Source organism: Thermodesulfobacteriota bacterium (assembly GCA_025062045.1).
In the GTDB taxonomy this organism is placed as follows: Bacteria; Desulfobacterota; Syntrophorhabdia; order Syntrophorhabdales; family JANXAF01; genus JANXAF01.
In genome coordinates this window covers 62772-76670 of record JANXAF010000002.1, presented here as the reverse complement: position 1 = coordinate 76670, position 13899 = coordinate 62772, and the positions used below count along the sequence as shown (strand labels likewise).

At 43.2% G+C, this 13899-nt stretch carries 12 protein-coding genes; 10 read left to right on the top strand and 2 right to left on the bottom strand.

From position 1 onward, the window contains the following. The first annotated feature begins 26 nt into the window (after window positions 1-26). The 3 genes from NZ583_02020 to NZ583_02010 are packed head-to-tail and all read left to right on the top strand — an operon-like array spanning window position 27 to window position 2928. On the top strand, window positions 27-1238 hold the full coding sequence (locus NZ583_02020) for a DUF1015 domain-containing protein (GenBank protein MCS7280394.1): 1212 nt from the start codon (window positions 27-29) through the stop codon (window positions 1236-1238). After that, window positions 1231-1968 (top strand): methyltransferase, encoded by a 738-nt coding sequence (locus NZ583_02015; protein MCS7280393.1) that lies wholly within the window; start codon window positions 1231-1233, stop codon window positions 1966-1968. The genes NZ583_02020 and NZ583_02015 overlap by 8 nt, the downstream gene beginning before the upstream one ends. 3 nt (window positions 1969-1971) lie before the next feature. Then, complete coding sequence (locus tag NZ583_02010) at window positions 1972-2928, top strand: polyprenyl synthetase family protein (GenBank protein MCS7280392.1); 957 nt, start codon at window positions 1972-1974, stop codon at window positions 2926-2928. A 3-nt stretch (window positions 2929-2931) separates the two neighbouring features. Here the strand turns inward: NZ583_02010 and glgC are convergent, their stop codons facing one another. Further along, complete coding sequence (gene glgC / locus NZ583_02005; protein MCS7280391.1) at window positions 2932-4161, bottom strand: glucose-1-phosphate adenylyltransferase; 1230 nt, start codon at window positions 4159-4161, stop codon at window positions 2932-2934. Between the two features lie 80 nt (window positions 4162-4241). On the opposite strand from glgC, the gene NZ583_02000 reads away from it, so the two are divergent. Next, complete coding sequence (locus tag NZ583_02000) at window positions 4242-6215, top strand: ATP-binding protein (protein MCS7280390.1); 1974 nt, start codon at window positions 4242-4244, stop codon at window positions 6213-6215. Here the strand turns inward: NZ583_02000 and rsmI are convergent. Next, window positions 6184-6867, bottom strand: a complete 684-nt coding sequence (gene rsmI / locus NZ583_01995) for a 16S rRNA (cytidine(1402)-2'-O)-methyltransferase (GenBank protein MCS7280389.1) — start codon at window positions 6865-6867, stop codon at window positions 6184-6186. The two genes, NZ583_02000 and rsmI, sit on opposite strands and share 32 nt — an antisense overlap. 279 nt (window positions 6868-7146) lie before the next feature. On the opposite strand from rsmI, the gene NZ583_01990 reads away from it, so the two are divergent. From NZ583_01990 to NZ583_01965, 6 genes are read left to right on the top strand one after another with little or no spacing between them, the layout of a single operon-like run. Further along, window positions 7147-7572: a hypothetical protein gene (locus NZ583_01990; GenBank protein MCS7280388.1), complete on the top strand. Its 426-nt coding sequence runs from the start codon at window positions 7147-7149 to the stop codon at window positions 7570-7572. Between the two features lie 40 nt (window positions 7573-7612). Continuing rightward, window positions 7613-9358, top strand: coding sequence for a DUF362 domain-containing protein (locus tag NZ583_01985; GenBank protein ID MCS7280387.1), 1746 nt, complete (start codon window positions 7613-7615; stop codon window positions 9356-9358). A 56-nt stretch (window positions 9359-9414) separates the two neighbouring features. After that, on the top strand, window positions 9415-10191 hold the full coding sequence (locus tag NZ583_01980; protein ID MCS7280386.1) for an IclR family transcriptional regulator: 777 nt from the start codon (window positions 9415-9417) through the stop codon (window positions 10189-10191). Between the two features lie 4 nt (window positions 10192-10195). Continuing rightward, window positions 10196-12160 (top strand): aldehyde dehydrogenase, encoded by a 1965-nt coding sequence (locus NZ583_01975; GenBank protein ID MCS7280385.1) that lies wholly within the window; start codon window positions 10196-10198, stop codon window positions 12158-12160. Window positions 12161-12180: 20 nt separating this feature from the next. Next, window positions 12181-12726: a (4Fe-4S)-binding protein gene (locus tag NZ583_01970; protein MCS7280384.1), complete on the top strand. Its 546-nt coding sequence runs from the start codon at window positions 12181-12183 to the stop codon at window positions 12724-12726. Between the two features lie 3 nt (window positions 12727-12729). Then, the gene (locus NZ583_01965) at window positions 12730-13881 is read left to right on the top strand and encodes a (Fe-S)-binding protein (protein ID MCS7280383.1); all 1152 of its coding nucleotides are present in this window, start codon (window positions 12730-12732) and stop codon (window positions 13879-13881) included. Window positions 13882-13899 lie beyond the last annotated feature (18 nt).

Here is a 13899-nt window from a genome sequence, read left to right as displayed (position 1 = left end):
CTTCCAGATGTGTGTTAAAAGAATTCATGTCTTTTCCGGATAGCATAAAGCCTTTCAAAGGTTTACTTTACAACCCGGAAGTAGTCAATGATCTATCCTCGTGTATATGTCCACCTTATGACGTTATCGATGAGCCAAAATACTACTACCGAATGTCGCCGTATAACGCAATAAAGCTGGAGTTACCGATGGATTCTAAAAAAGCGAACCGCTACGAGGCGGCAAGAATAACACTCCAAAAATGGATAAACGAAAGAGTCCTCATAGAGGATGAGGAGTCGATATACATTTGCGAACAGACTTTTACTTTAGACGGTGAAACGTATAAAAGGAGAGGATTTTTGGCTCTTATAGGGTTAGACAGAGAAAGAATACTAACGCATGAGCGGACAAGGAGAGAACCGAAAGAGGATAGGGAGAGGCTTTTTCGGGCCATAAAAACTTTTACAAACTTTGTGTTCGGCCTTTACGCTGATAAAGAGGAAAGAATCGAAGAAATTATCGATGGGGCCAAAAAGGAGAAGCTTTTTGAATTTGTGGAGGAAAACGAAATACATACAGAGTTTCATAGGGTGAGATTGAAAAGAGACATAGATAGAATCAGAGAGTTTATGGAAAATAAAAAGATCTACATTGCGGATGGTCATCATAGGCTTGCAGTGTTCAAAAGATTGAGGTTGAAGCACATTCCAATCTACCTTACGAATATGTTCAGTCGGGGTCTCCGGATCCTTCCCTATCACAGGCTCGTAAGGTTTCGTGATGGAGAAAGAACGGAAGAGATCCTCCAACTTCTTCTTAAAAAGTACCCTCACTCCGCATATAAGATTCCGGGAGAAAACTTAAAGGAACTGAAATCAAAAATTGAGGATCCACAGACGGTATCCTTCGGGTTTTTAAGAAAGGAGAACCCAGAAGTCATATACATTTTCGAGATCGAAAGAAGGGGGCACGAAGAAAGGAAAGACCCCTCAAAGAAATTAAAGATCCAAATGATCCACAATCGGGTGATAAAAGGCCTCCTAAAGATTAAGGATCGTGAGATTGATTTTATCCCGTGGCTTGAGAAAGCGAAAAAGCTTATGAAGGAAGGACATGTCGATGTGGCATTTATCTGTCCCGCTGTGACAGTGGATGAAATAAAATCTGTAGCAGAGGCAAAACTGACCATGCCCCCTAAATCAACCTACTTCTATCCCAAGTTGCCGACGGGTCCAATCTTTTACAGATATGGATAAGCCAATCGAAATAGGAGATGACGAGACACTCGATGTCCTTTTCAACGAGAAACTCTTCTTTATCCAAAAAAAAGAAGGCTATAGGTTTTCAATCGATTCTATTCTGCTTTGCAATTTCGTCGAGCTCAAAGAAGGCGACCGAGTTCTAGAAATAGGCAGCGGGTGTGGAATTATCCCAATATATCTTACTTTTCGGGGGTTTAAAAACCGCTTTTTGGGAGTGGAGATCCAAGAAGAGCTTTATAGACTTTCAGAAAAGAACAAGATAATCAACAGATGTGAGAATGTTCAATTCATCCACGGAGACATAAGAGTGCTAAAAGAGGAGCTAAAAAAGGAACCCTTCGATGTTATAATCAGCAACCCCCCTTACACCAGGGAGGAATCGGGAAGGAAAAGCCCCAAAAAATCTCTGCATCTTGCGAGGTACGAGACCTCCTTGCGACTGGAAGAGATAATGGACGTAGGTAGACTGCTTCTAAAATTCCTCGGACGTCTCTACCTTATATACCCTGCTTACAGGACCTCAGAGTTAATATACTTTGGGAAAAAGCATATGCTGGAACCGAAGAGACTGAGGTTCGTACATTCAAGGGCAGAAGAGGAGGCAAACCTAGTCCTTGCTGATCTAAGGAAAGGTGCGAAAACTGGCGTGCGGGTCGAAAGACCACTTTATGTGTACAGTGGTTCTGAATACACGGAGGAAGTTAAAACTTACTACGAGCTTTAAAGGATGGATGTAATAAGGGAAGAACTTGGAAAATTTGAAAAATTTATCTTAAAAAGCATGAGTTCGAACGTTCCTTTTATCGATGAAGTTAGCAAATATGTCATGGGTGGAGGAGGAAAGAGAATAAGGCCAGCCTTAGTTATCCTTTCGGCGAGGGTGTGCAATTACAGGGGAAGGAAAACAATACCCTACGCTGCCATTGTGGAACTTATCCACACGGCGACCTTGCTGCACGATGATGTCCTTGACAACGCGAAGATCCGGAGGGGCAGACCTTCAGTTAATGAACTCTGGGGAAATGAACAGTCGGTGCTTCTCGGTGATTTTTTTTACTCGAAAGCTGTTGAGATAGTAAGTAAATATGGGGATAAAGAGGTGATAAGGATAATCTCCCGGGCGACAACAGAAGTTACAAAAGGCGAGATACTAGAGGTCTTAAGGACGGGAGATCTTGACCTCAAAGAGGAAGAGTATTTCGAGATAGTAGGGTTCAAAACAGCAAGTCTTTTTGGGGCAGCCTGTGAAATGGGAGCCCTTTTGGCGAAGAAGGGAAAAGATACAAGGGAAACTTTTCGAAGGTTCGGTGAAAAACTAGGTTTCGCCTTTCAGCTCACTGACGACGTCTTGGATTACGTTTCGGAGGAAAGAACCTTGGGCAAAAAGATAGGAACTGACCTTAAGGAGAGAAAGGTGACCCTCCCCCTCATATTGGCTTTAAAGTCATCAACAAAGGCTGAAAGACGGATGGTGGAGCTAATTTTTAAAAAGACGCGCATAAACTCCAAAGATTTCCTGGCTGTAAAGGATTTCATTGAGAAAAGGAACGGGTTTATTGAGACTTATAAAATTGCAAAAACTTTTATAGAGGAAGCGAAGGATTGCATAAAAGGGATCCCCTTCTCCCCCTACAAAGAAAGCCTTCTCAAATTGTGCGATCTAATACCTGAAAGGAAAAGCTGAAGATTATTTTATAACAGTTCCTCGCGGCACAACAACTACCCCTTCTTGGGAGACGAAAAACCTTTTTCTATCCTTTTCCAGGTCATAGCCTATCTTCTCACCTTCTGGGATTCGCACGCCCTTGTCGATGATGGCCCTTCTTATCTTGGCCCTCATTCCCACATTTACATTATGAAAAAGGATTGAATCCTTGACCTCTGCGTAGCTATTCACTCTGACTCCTGGGGAGAGAATACTCCTTTCGACCCTGCCACCACTTATTATCACTCCGCTACAGATTATCGAATCGAGCGCTTTTCCGGCTCTTCCTTTCTCCTCGTCGGCAAAAACTGTCTTGGCCGGAGGGTATTGGCCCTCGTAAGTTCTGATGGGCCAGGTTTTGTCGTAGAGGTTGAAGGTAGGGTTCACCGAGGCCAAATCCATGTTCGCCTTGTAGTAGGCGTCTATGGTACCTATGTCTCTCCAGTAGCCTGAATCTTTCTTCCTTCCCTGACCGAATCGGTAGGCATATACCTTGTATCTGCCTATCATTGAGGGGATTATGTCCTTTCCGAAGTCATGGGATGTATTTTTGCTGGCATCCTCCTTCACAACATCCATCAAGACGTCCCTTTTGAACACGTATATACCCATTGAGACCAAAGCCTTTTTTGGGTTGCCCGGGATTGAAGGTGGTTTGTCTGGTTTCTCATAAAAGGCCCGAAGTTTGTATTCGTTGTCGATCTCTACGACCCCGAAACGTTTTGCCTCCTCTATATCAGTCTCTATCACAGAGATTGTGAGATCGGCGCCCTTTTGCCTGTGATACCTTATGAAGGGCCCGTAATCCATTTTGTAGACATGGTCACCGGATAAAATGAGGATGTAGTCCACGTCTAAACCTTCAAGGTGGTAGAGATTCTGGTATACAGCATCAGCCGTTCCCCTGTACCAGTCTTCGCCGACCCTCATCTGGGGGGAGAGATGGGTGATGAACTCGCCAAGTTCGGGGTTTAAAACACTCCAAGCATCCCTTATGTGGCTAAGAAGCGAATGGGATTTGTACTGGGGTAGCACGAAGATCTTTCTTATACCGGAGTTTATACAGTTAGAGAGGGTAAAATCTATTATTCTGTATTTACCACCGAAAGGAACCGCAGGTTTCGCCCTATCCTTGGTAAGGGGATAAAGTCTTTCGCCAGCCCCCCCGGCAAGTACGAATGCAAGCGCGTTATAGAGGAGACGCTCCCTCACACATAAATTTTATACCACAGAAAAACAATCCGAAAAAATAGGCTTGAACAGGTAACCAAGTTTTTGTAATTTTCAGGTCAATGAGCATTTACACGATTCCTCCGCTTATCTCGAGTATAGTACTTTTCATTTTCTTTGTAATTGGCATTTTTAGAGGAAAGACGGAAAGACAAAATATCCTTTTTTCCTTCGTGTGTCTTCTGGGGTTCTTTCTAAACCTCGACAAAATGCTTCTAACTCTGGTTGAAGATGAGACTCAAGCTTTAAAAATAAGCCGCCTCGATCACATGTTCTTAGTCTTCATAATCCCTCTTTATATGCACTTTAGCTGTGCTCTTACGGGAAAAGGAGAGTATTCAAAGGTTTACAAAGTTCTTTACGCTATTTCTTTTTTGCTTATGCCTTTTACCCAAACGGACTACTATCTCTCTGGAGTTAGAAGACACTTTTTCGGATTCTTTGCTACGGCCGGGCCACTATTCTACGCATTCGGACTTCTAAGCATCGTAAGCATAGGACTATCCATGTTTATTTTATTTTCTTCATTGCGGGAAGAAACGGTAGCTTTAAAGAGGGCTAAAGTAAAGTACATAATTTTAAGCATGGGGAGTTCCGCTTTTCTTAGCCATTTCGATCTTTTAGTTGTTCTTGGATGGGATGTTTATCCCTTCGGCAACTTCATATTCCTTCCCATGTCATTACTCGCCTACTCTCTCTTGAAACATGACATAATGGAATGGAAGATATTTTTGAATAGAGGGCTTTTGTTCTTCATCTTCTTTTTCCTCTCGTCTGCGCTTTTTCTTGGGTTAATCACAATAGTTGATCACCTCTATGGACGAGATATTAACCCCTACCTTAATTCCCTTTTTGCCTTTTTTGTGAGCCTTGCCTTCGTTCTTGCTTTCAGAGATAGGATAGAATCAATCGTACTCAACATGACCCTAAAGGAAGAGCTAAAAAGAAGAGGCATTCTAAAAGAGTTGAGCTTGTCTATCCTAAAAATAGGTTCTATCCAAGACGTAAAAGAGTTTGTCATCGGAAGGCTCCGATCCGCATTCCAGCTAAGGGAATGTGCAATAAGGCCCCGTCTTTTGAAGGAACCGCAAAGAAATGTAAGGTTTTTTAGCGAAACGGACCCAGAGTGGCGAAAAGGTTACAGAGTCGGTCTTGTCGTTCCATCAGATCGGGCCCCTCAAGAACTTCTCCTTGGGGAGAAGCTGGATATGACCCTTTATACGGAGGAAGAGATAGAGCTTTTGAGTATCCTTGCGAACAATTTGGCGCTTGCAATTGATAATGCTTATATCTATGGGCAGCTAAAAGATTTCAGTGAGTCCCTTGAGAAAATGGTTGAAGAGAAGACAAAGGCTTTAATAAGAAGCGAAAGCCTCGCAGAGATCGGAAGACTCGCTGCGGGAGTTGCCCACGAGCTTAATAACCCTTTGGCATCTGTGAGAAGCACAATAGAATACCATATTGATCGACTTGACAAAGAGGGAGATCTTTACGGTGACTTGGAGTTCTGTTTGAAAGAACTTAACAGAGCGGAAAATATAGTCAAGAGCCTTCTTTATGCAACAAGGCAAAAGGAGGAGGAAAAGTCGCAAGTTAATGTCCATGGAGCAATAGAAGATTCCTTAAGGATCCTTTACAATGAGTACAAAAAAAGGCCAATAGAGATAAAAAAGGAGCTTAGGGCAGAGAATCCTTTAATCTTTGGCGTACACGGAAGAGTATGCCAGGTCCTCATAAATCTCATAAAAAACGGGATAGAGGCAATAGGAGAGAAAAATGGGTATTTAAAAATTGCGACGGATAACACTGAGGACGGAAGTCTAAGGATAGTTATTGAGGATAACGGATGTGGAATGGACGAGGAGACAAAAAAGAACCTTTTTAAGCCGTTCTTCACAACAAAACATCAGGGGGTCGGTCTTGGCCTTTACGTAAGCTACGAGATAGTTAAATCACTAAAGGGTGAAATCTTTGTAGAGAGTGAAAAAGGAAAAGGAAGTCGTTTTATTCTCGTCTTTCCGCCCTATCAACTATGATTGTGAACTCGCCAAGAAGGTTTTTAGTTTCAAAGAGTTCGGGTGCTTTTTCGGTATTTGTTCTTATGACTTCTTCGTGAATTTTTGTCATCTCCCTCATTATTGCGATCCTTCTTAAACCTAACATCTCGTGTATCAACCGTAAAGTTTCAAGGAGTCTTCTAGGTGACTCAAAAAATATGATAGGGTAGGGAAAACCGGCGAGTTCTTTTAAAATTTTTCTTTTTTTGCTCTTCCTCTGGGGAAGAAAACCCCAAAAAAGAAAGCGATCCATGGGAATCCCACTTACAGCAATTGCAGCCGTCAGCGCAGAAGGGCCAGGCACAACTTTGACCTCTATCCTTTCATCGTGGCAAGAAGAGACAACGAAGAATCCTGGGTCAGAAATGCAAGGAGTCCCCGCGCCAGAAATAAGCGCACAGGAAGCGCCGTTTTTGATCTTTTTAACTATAACTTTGGCTTTCTTTTTCTCCGTGTAGGAGTTTATGGTTACGATACTCTTTTTCACACCTATCGAGTTTAAAAGCTTTCTTGCCCTTTCTCTGTCTTCGGCCACAACGAAATCGACAAGTTTTAAAGTTGAAACGGCCCTCTCAGAGATGTCCTTTAGATTCCCGATGGGGGTAGAAACGACGTATAAGATTCCATCCATCCTCTATTTATTTACATTGTTCTGCAATCCTTGTACAGGAGCTAAACTATTAAGACTGGGAAGCTAAAAGAACCTAAAATTCGATTTACTACGAGCTCATGGTCTTTTTGAATTTTTCCGACCTTTCGGTTTAAGATACTGTCCGTGATAAAATGTAAAAAAGACTGGAGCGCCCTCTTTTGTAAGGTGAACAAAAAAAGACTGGACGGGTTTAGAAACTGGGTATTCCGTCCAGGGATGTTGTTTGAAAGCTGGAAGATGTGGTGGAGACCCACGGAAATGAGAAAGAGACCTCATGAAGGAGTAGACCTCTGCTTTTATAGAAAGAAAAACGGGAAAATCGAAAAGTTAGAGGAAGGGACGCTCATCCCGTGTATCTTTTCTGGCGAGGTTTTGTCCTCCATCGATGACTATCTTGGGAGATCAGTTTTTTTCTTTTCGCATCCAAACATAGTATGGGCTTTGGGACACATAAATGTGGAAAATAATTTGCAAAAGGGTATGTGCTTTGAAAGAGGTGAAGTTATAGGTACCCTTGCGGCAAAAAGGCAAAAAGACATAACCCCCCATATTCACATTTCTTTTGGAATTTTACTTAAAGATCTCCCATATAGATTAGATTGGTCCGTTATGACGGACACCAACATTTTGAAACTTATCGATCCTATGCCTTTCATCGCTTTGGAGTACGAGATGGTCCCCTGATGGGTTTTCCCTCTATAAAGCCAAGAAAGGAGAGATAGAGATGGAAGGAGTGGTCCTTAAAAGGATAAGATTATCTGAGAAGATAAGGAAGGCAATCTCTGCTTATTACGCGAAGCTTGGAGGAATGGAAGGGTATGCGGATTTTCTATGGAGCAATTGGAAAAAAGGGAAGCCTCTAGTATACGGGATAGAGAAAAGAGAAAAATTTTCCGGCTTTTTGGTATTTGACCTGGAAAAAAGCAACATAGAGGAGATATACATAGACGAAAGTCCAAACCAATCTGAGATAGTTTTTTGTGCGCTTGATTCCATTTTAGCTAAGCACAGTCTTGTCTCCGCAACTATCCATAAGATGGATCTAGAAAAGAGGAGGCTCCTTATCGACTATGGCTTTAGGCCATTTCGATACGTAAAAGATGGGTCCTATGTCAGAGAGAAGCTCGAACTAAGTACAGTTGTATACTTCGATAGGCTAAAAGAGATAAAGCAGATAAAACCTTCTAAAAAAGTAGAACGGGTTGTCATCCAAAGAGTTAATCCGGCCCAGTCGGAAGAAGACATCTACGAGGCGGTAAAAGAACTCTTTGAAAAGCTAGGAGGCGTGAGAAAATATGTGAAAAAAGGCCAAACAGTAGTTTTGAAACCCAATATCGTTGCCGACCACGGTATGGTGAATGGCATATACAAAGGGGGAGTTGTTACAGACTTAAGGCTCGTCTACGCTTTAATTAGGCACCTTTTACCTTACGCTTCCCGGATCATCGTTGCTGAGGGCTCTTCCATAAATAGAAGTGCAACAACGAAGATGTTTAAGATCTACGGTTACGATAGACTGGAAGAGTCTTTTCCAGGAAAGGTAAGCCTTGTTGACTTAAATACTGATGAGACTGTGGAGATGCCTGTTCCCTACGGGAGGAGGATGAACTCAAGGAAAGTACCGAAAACGCTCCTCGATGCGGATGTCATCATAAACCTTCCTGTAATGAAACTCCATTTTGCAGCCTGTGTTTCGCTTGCCATAAAGAATCTTCAAGGTACAATGCCGCCTATAGAAAAGTACATGACTCACTTTTTCGGCCTTTGGCAGAACCTTGTAAACATCCATTATCTTGTGAGAACAAAACTAACGATAGTTGATGGCCTTGTCGGTCAAGAAGACTTCGGTCCCGTATCGGGAAGTCCGAAGGTCATGAATCTTTTGATCGGAGGAGAAAACCCGGTTGCCATAGACGCAACCTGTATGAGAATAATGGGGCTTGAGCCATTCGATTCACCACCCGTTCTTTTAGCGTACATTCAGGGTTTTGGTCCTGTTGAGCAGGAAAGGATAAAGGTAATAGGGGCGAAGATAGAAGAGGTTAGAAGTCCCTTCAAGATGCCAAAAATAAATCTAAATTCAGGTCGGGACCTAAAGATTTACGAGGAGGGAGCCTGTCCGGGATGTAAAGGATACTTGCATTTCGTTCTCCATAAACTCAGAAGGCCAGACCCAAAAGAACCAGGAAATCTCCTCATAGACAGACCGTTAGAAAAGCCTGTAAAAATCTACGTTGGTCCATACGCTGGAAGAGAAATAGATCTTAATGGAGTAAATCTATTCATGGGCACTTGTCAGCTTCACAACGCGAAAAATGGTATCCATCTTCCCGGATGTCCACCCCATGCGGAGGTCATCATAAAGGGCATATTCCAGTTCTTCCCAGATGTTCTTCCGCCAAAATACGCGGATGATACAGAAGAGGCAAAGCTTGAAAGAATGTTGGCCCAAATTCTCGAAAGCCTCTGAATCTAAAAAATCCTTGACATAGCTTGCCGTTTATTATATAAAACATAACGTTCAACATGGAGAACAAATTTCGAAAAGTCCCGGCAGTAGAGAAATGCTTTAAAATAATAGAGACCTTGGCAAAAGCTCAAACACCCCTAGGAATAACAGAGATTTCAAAGAGATTGGGCTTAAACAAAAGTACCGTTTACAACATAACTTACACCCTCTCTGAGCTTCGCGTTCTTGAATCGCTTCCCTCGGGGAAATTCGCTTTAGGCACTCTCTTTTACAGTTTGGCCAGCATGAGCGCGAGAGGGTCAAATATGATCCACAAGGTACACCCGTACCTCGATCTTATTAAGGAAAAAACAGGCCTATCCGTATTTCTCGGAGTACGGTCGGGCTCCCAAGCCGTACTTATAGATAAAGTGGAAGCCGATTACGGAATAAAGCTTAGCTCGGAAATAGGAATGGTCATGCCACCCCTTGCAGGAGCCGGAATAAAAGCGATGCTTTCTCAACTTCCTGAAGAGAAGATTGACGAGGTTTTGGCAAAGGTAGAGTTCAAACGGTATACCGAAAAAAGTATAGTAGATAGAGAGAAGTATAAAGAGGAGATCCGCAGGGTAAAGAGGGAAGGAGTAGCATACGACTTTGAAGAATATATAGAAGGCATGGTTGGCCTTGCAGTTCCGGTTGCCTCAGGCAGTAGAACTGTGCAATCGGCCATATGGGTTGTGGGCCTTAAAAGCCAGCTTCCCGAAAGTAAAATAACTGATGTCGTTAACCTACTTATTTCCACTGCAAAAGAGATAGACGAGCAAAACAGTCAAAAAGCTCAGAAGGAGTGAAAGCATGAGGTACGCAGAAACAGGTTACTTCTTGGAGATTGACCTATCAACAGGAAACATAGAAAAAGTTGAATCTGATCCAAGCTGGCTTGAGCTTTACATCGGAGGCCAGGGATCGGCAGACAGGATCCTATGGGATAGGGTACCCCCGGAGGTTGAACCTTTTTCTCCGGACAACCTTTTGATTTTTAGTTCCGGGCTACTTTGTGGCACCCCGATCCCAGGCGCAAATAGAACAATCGTCAACACCTTTTCTCCCCAGACCAATCTTCACGCGCATACAATGATGGGAAGCTATTTCGGGCCGGAGATGAAATTTGCGGGATACGACAAGATAATCATTAAAGGAAAGGCCGACAAACTCGTATACATACTCATATACAACGACAAAGTCGAAATAAGAGATGCAAGCCACTTAAAAGGGCTTGGGACGTACGATACTCAGGAAGTTCTAAAAAAAGAACTGGGCTATAGCTTCCAAATAGCAGCTATAGGACCTGCCGGTGAAAATAGGGTCTACTACGCATCGATCGATCACAGCCATGCCAGCGCAGCAAGGGGTGCTGGAGCGGTAATGGGCGACAAAAGGCTCAAGGCGATAGCAATAAGGGGAACGAAAGATGTTTACGTTGCAAATCCAGAAAAAGTTTTTGAGCTTGGAAACAGATTGAGAAAGGAGATAGCTGAAAATCCCTTTGTGGGTGACTGGATGGCGGTAGATGAAGACGATAGCTTCCACCATGACAACTTCGCATGGGGAAACGCAAGGGTAAGGAGGAAAGGATATTGGACGCCAGAGATTCAGGAGAGATTCACAAAATTAAAATACGATCATTTGGACAGACAGACCGGATGTTTTAACTGTCCAAAAAAATGCCATAACGTTATATCCTGGCCTGGCAGAAAGAGATTCTCCTACAAATGTTTCGGAAAAGACACGTACCATATGGCAGCATTCCAGGAATTGGACTTTAGTTACGATATACTGGGTGTCGCTCAGAATCTAGGACTAGACTCCTACACAACCCCGCAAGTCATCGCATTTGCCCTTGAGCTCTATGAGGCGGGGATACTGACAGATAACGACCTTCCGGGGATGCCAAAGGATATAAAGGGTCGCTTCTTCTACTTTCTCGATAAAATCGTAAAAAGGGAGGGGATAGGAGACATCCTTGCCGATGGGGTTTATTGGGCTGCAAGGAAGATAGGCAAAGGAGCAGAAGCTTACGATCACAATACCACCAAGAAGTTCGAACAGGTTCCAATAAAACTCGGAAAACTGAACCCACCATACTTCTTAATGATCGCAACCGGTGAAAAGATGAACATAACTCAAATAGAAGGCTCATTTCCGCAGGATCCTCTCCCTACCCGCGAAGAGAGGGAAAAATTTGTAGAGGGTTGGGTTGCGGCAAAGGATGAGAGGTTCAAAAGATGGTTTCTCGAATGGGAAAAGAGGGAGAGAGTGACGATAGAGATGGCCTGCGCCATAACTGAATGGAACGAGGCCATGCACTATATAGACGACGCAACGGGCCTTTGCGGATTTGTGTCTTCCTTTAGGGGTCAGTTCGGTGGGAGAACCGTCTATCATATCCATAACATTCCCCAGATTCTTGAACTTACTACGGGCGTTGAGTTTGATGAGGACAAGGTTTGGACAGTTTACAAAAGAAATAGAAATCTCGTCCGGGCGCTTAACGTGAGGAGGGGTATGAGAAGGGCTGACGAAAAGCCGCCTGAAGACCACTGGGCGGTTAGGAATCCGGAGTACGAACAGATATTACTTGACTGCTACTATGAGTATCAGGGATGGACAAAAGAAGGGATTCCTACGGTTGAGACTTTAAGAAAACTGAATCTGGATTTTGTGGCTGAGGATTTCCTAAAAAGAGGAATTCTCACAGGAAATGATGAGGTTCCAAACGTCTACGAAAAGTACAAAGACATGTATCCTTGGGGGATATAAGGCCAAAGGAGCGCAAAAAGATGGAAGGACAGAGGATAAAAAAGAAGATTAAAGAGATAAGGTTCAATATGGACAAGTGCACAGGCTGTAGATCCTGTGAGATAGTCTGCTCACAGATTCACGCAACGCCAAAATACGCGAGCGTAAACCCTGCAAGGGCGAGAATACGTGTGCTAATAGACGAATTTTCAGATAACTACATAGCGATCAGGGCCGGACAGTACACGGAAGCCGAATGTAACGCCAGAAACGCCTTCACAATAAAGGGCAGGGAATTCAAAACGTGTGAGTTCTGTCCTGCATCCTGTCCTTCAAGGGACTCATTTAAGGATCCGGAATCGGGCCTTCCTTTGAAATGTGACGGGTGTGAAGGTGAAGACACAGACATCCCATTTTGTGTAAAGGAATGCCATCCCGGTGCCCTAACTTACGTTGAAAGAGAAGTCGAGATAGAACCTCGAAAGACAGATGAGCTTACGGTTTCGGTAATGACACTTCTTAGACGACATGGACTTGAGAAGGTTATTGACACGATAGCGAAAGTAGCCAAAGAAATCCAGAGGTAGCCAATGGAAAGGTTCGTCCCCGAAAAAGAGGTTATAGAAGAGATATATAGGTACGGTGGCGAGAGAATAAAGTACTGTTACCAGTGTGGTAAGTGCGATGCCGTATGCCCGTGGAATCGGGTAAGAACTTTAAGTGTAAGGAAGATAATAAGAGATGCCACATTTGGACTTTCGGAGATAGAAAAAGAGGACATCTGGATCTGCACAACGTGTGGAAAGTGTGTTCTTCTGTGTCCTAGGGATGTAAGGCAAATAGAGGATATGGTTGCCTTAAGGAGAATGGCAACATCTTACGGAGTTTTTCCAGCTTCAGTAAAAACTTATAGACAGGTTGCCACGTACCTTACATCTTCGGGAAACCCATTCAATGAAGATCCGAAAGAACGTTCAAGATGGGCAGAAGAGCTCCATGTGCCGACTTACGAAGAAGGGATGGAAATTCTTTTATTCGTCTGCTGCTATATGTGTTACGATCCGAGGCTTAAAAATGTAGCTAAAGCCCAGGTTCAATTGCTTAAGAAGGCGAAAGTGGATTTCGGTATTTTAGGGGATTTTGAGATGTGCTGCGGAGAAAGTATAAGAAAGACTGGAAACGAAGATGTATTTAAAAGGCTTGCCAAAGAAAACATAAAAAGATTCGTCGACTTTGGTGTAAGAAGAATAGTTACCTCCTCTCCCCACTGCTACTACACTTTCAAATACGAGTATCCCATCTTTGGGGCGAGTTTCGAAATCGTCCACATATCTGAGTACATATATAAGCTCATAGAGTCAAAAAGACTCTCCATAGATAAAAAGATGAATGGATGTGCTGTCTATCACGATCCATGCTATCTAGGGCGACACAGTGGCATTTTCGAGGAACCGAGGAAGGTGTTAGCGTCGGTTGACTCTCTTAAAGTCTTGGAATTTCGGGAGAATAGAGCTTCGAGTCTCTGTTGCGGAATGGGTGGTGGAAGGATATGGGCGGAGACTGAAAAAACTGAGAGATTCTCGAATATAAGGGTAAAAGAGGGGGTAAGACTAGGCGTGAACTACATTGTGAGTGCATGTCCTTACTGTATTACTGCGTTAGAAGACAGTAGATTGGTTCTAGGATATGAAGAAGGCTTGCAGATTAAGGATCTGACAGAGATTATAAATGAGGTAACTTGAAAGAAGGGGAAGAAAGGT

What these genes read in the sequence shown, in the direction of transcription:
- rsmI (MCS7280389.1), bottom strand. Translation starts at nt 6,867, where the DNA reads ATGGATGGAATCTTATACGTCGTTTCTACCCCCATCGGGAATCTAAAG.
- NZ583_01980 (MCS7280386.1), top strand. Translation starts at nt 9,415, where the DNA reads ATGGAGAACAAATTTCGAAAAGTCCCGGCAGTAGAGAAATGCTTTAAA.
- NZ583_01975 (MCS7280385.1), top strand. Translation starts at nt 10,196, where the DNA reads ATGAGGTACGCAGAAACAGGTTACTTCTTGGAGATTGACCTATCAACA.
- NZ583_02010 (MCS7280392.1), top strand. Translation starts at nt 1,972, where the DNA reads ATGGATGTAATAAGGGAAGAACTTGGAAAATTTGAAAAATTTATCTTA.
- NZ583_02015 (MCS7280393.1), top strand. Translation starts at nt 1,231, where the DNA reads ATGGATAAGCCAATCGAAATAGGAGATGACGAGACACTCGATGTCCTT.
- NZ583_01990 (MCS7280388.1), top strand. Translation starts at nt 7,147, where the DNA reads ATGAGAAAGAGACCTCATGAAGGAGTAGACCTCTGCTTTTATAGAAAG.
- NZ583_02020 (MCS7280394.1), top strand. Translation starts at nt 27, where the DNA reads ATGTCTTTTCCGGATAGCATAAAGCCTTTCAAAGGTTTACTTTACAAC.
- NZ583_01985 (MCS7280387.1), top strand. Translation starts at nt 7,613, where the DNA reads ATGGAAGGAGTGGTCCTTAAAAGGATAAGATTATCTGAGAAGATAAGG.
- NZ583_01965 (MCS7280383.1), top strand. Translation starts at nt 12,730, where the DNA reads ATGGAAAGGTTCGTCCCCGAAAAAGAGGTTATAGAAGAGATATATAGG.
- NZ583_01970 (MCS7280384.1), top strand. Translation starts at nt 12,181, where the DNA reads ATGGAAGGACAGAGGATAAAAAAGAAGATTAAAGAGATAAGGTTCAAT.
- NZ583_02000 (MCS7280390.1), top strand. Translation starts at nt 4,242, where the DNA reads ATGAGCATTTACACGATTCCTCCGCTTATCTCGAGTATAGTACTTTTC.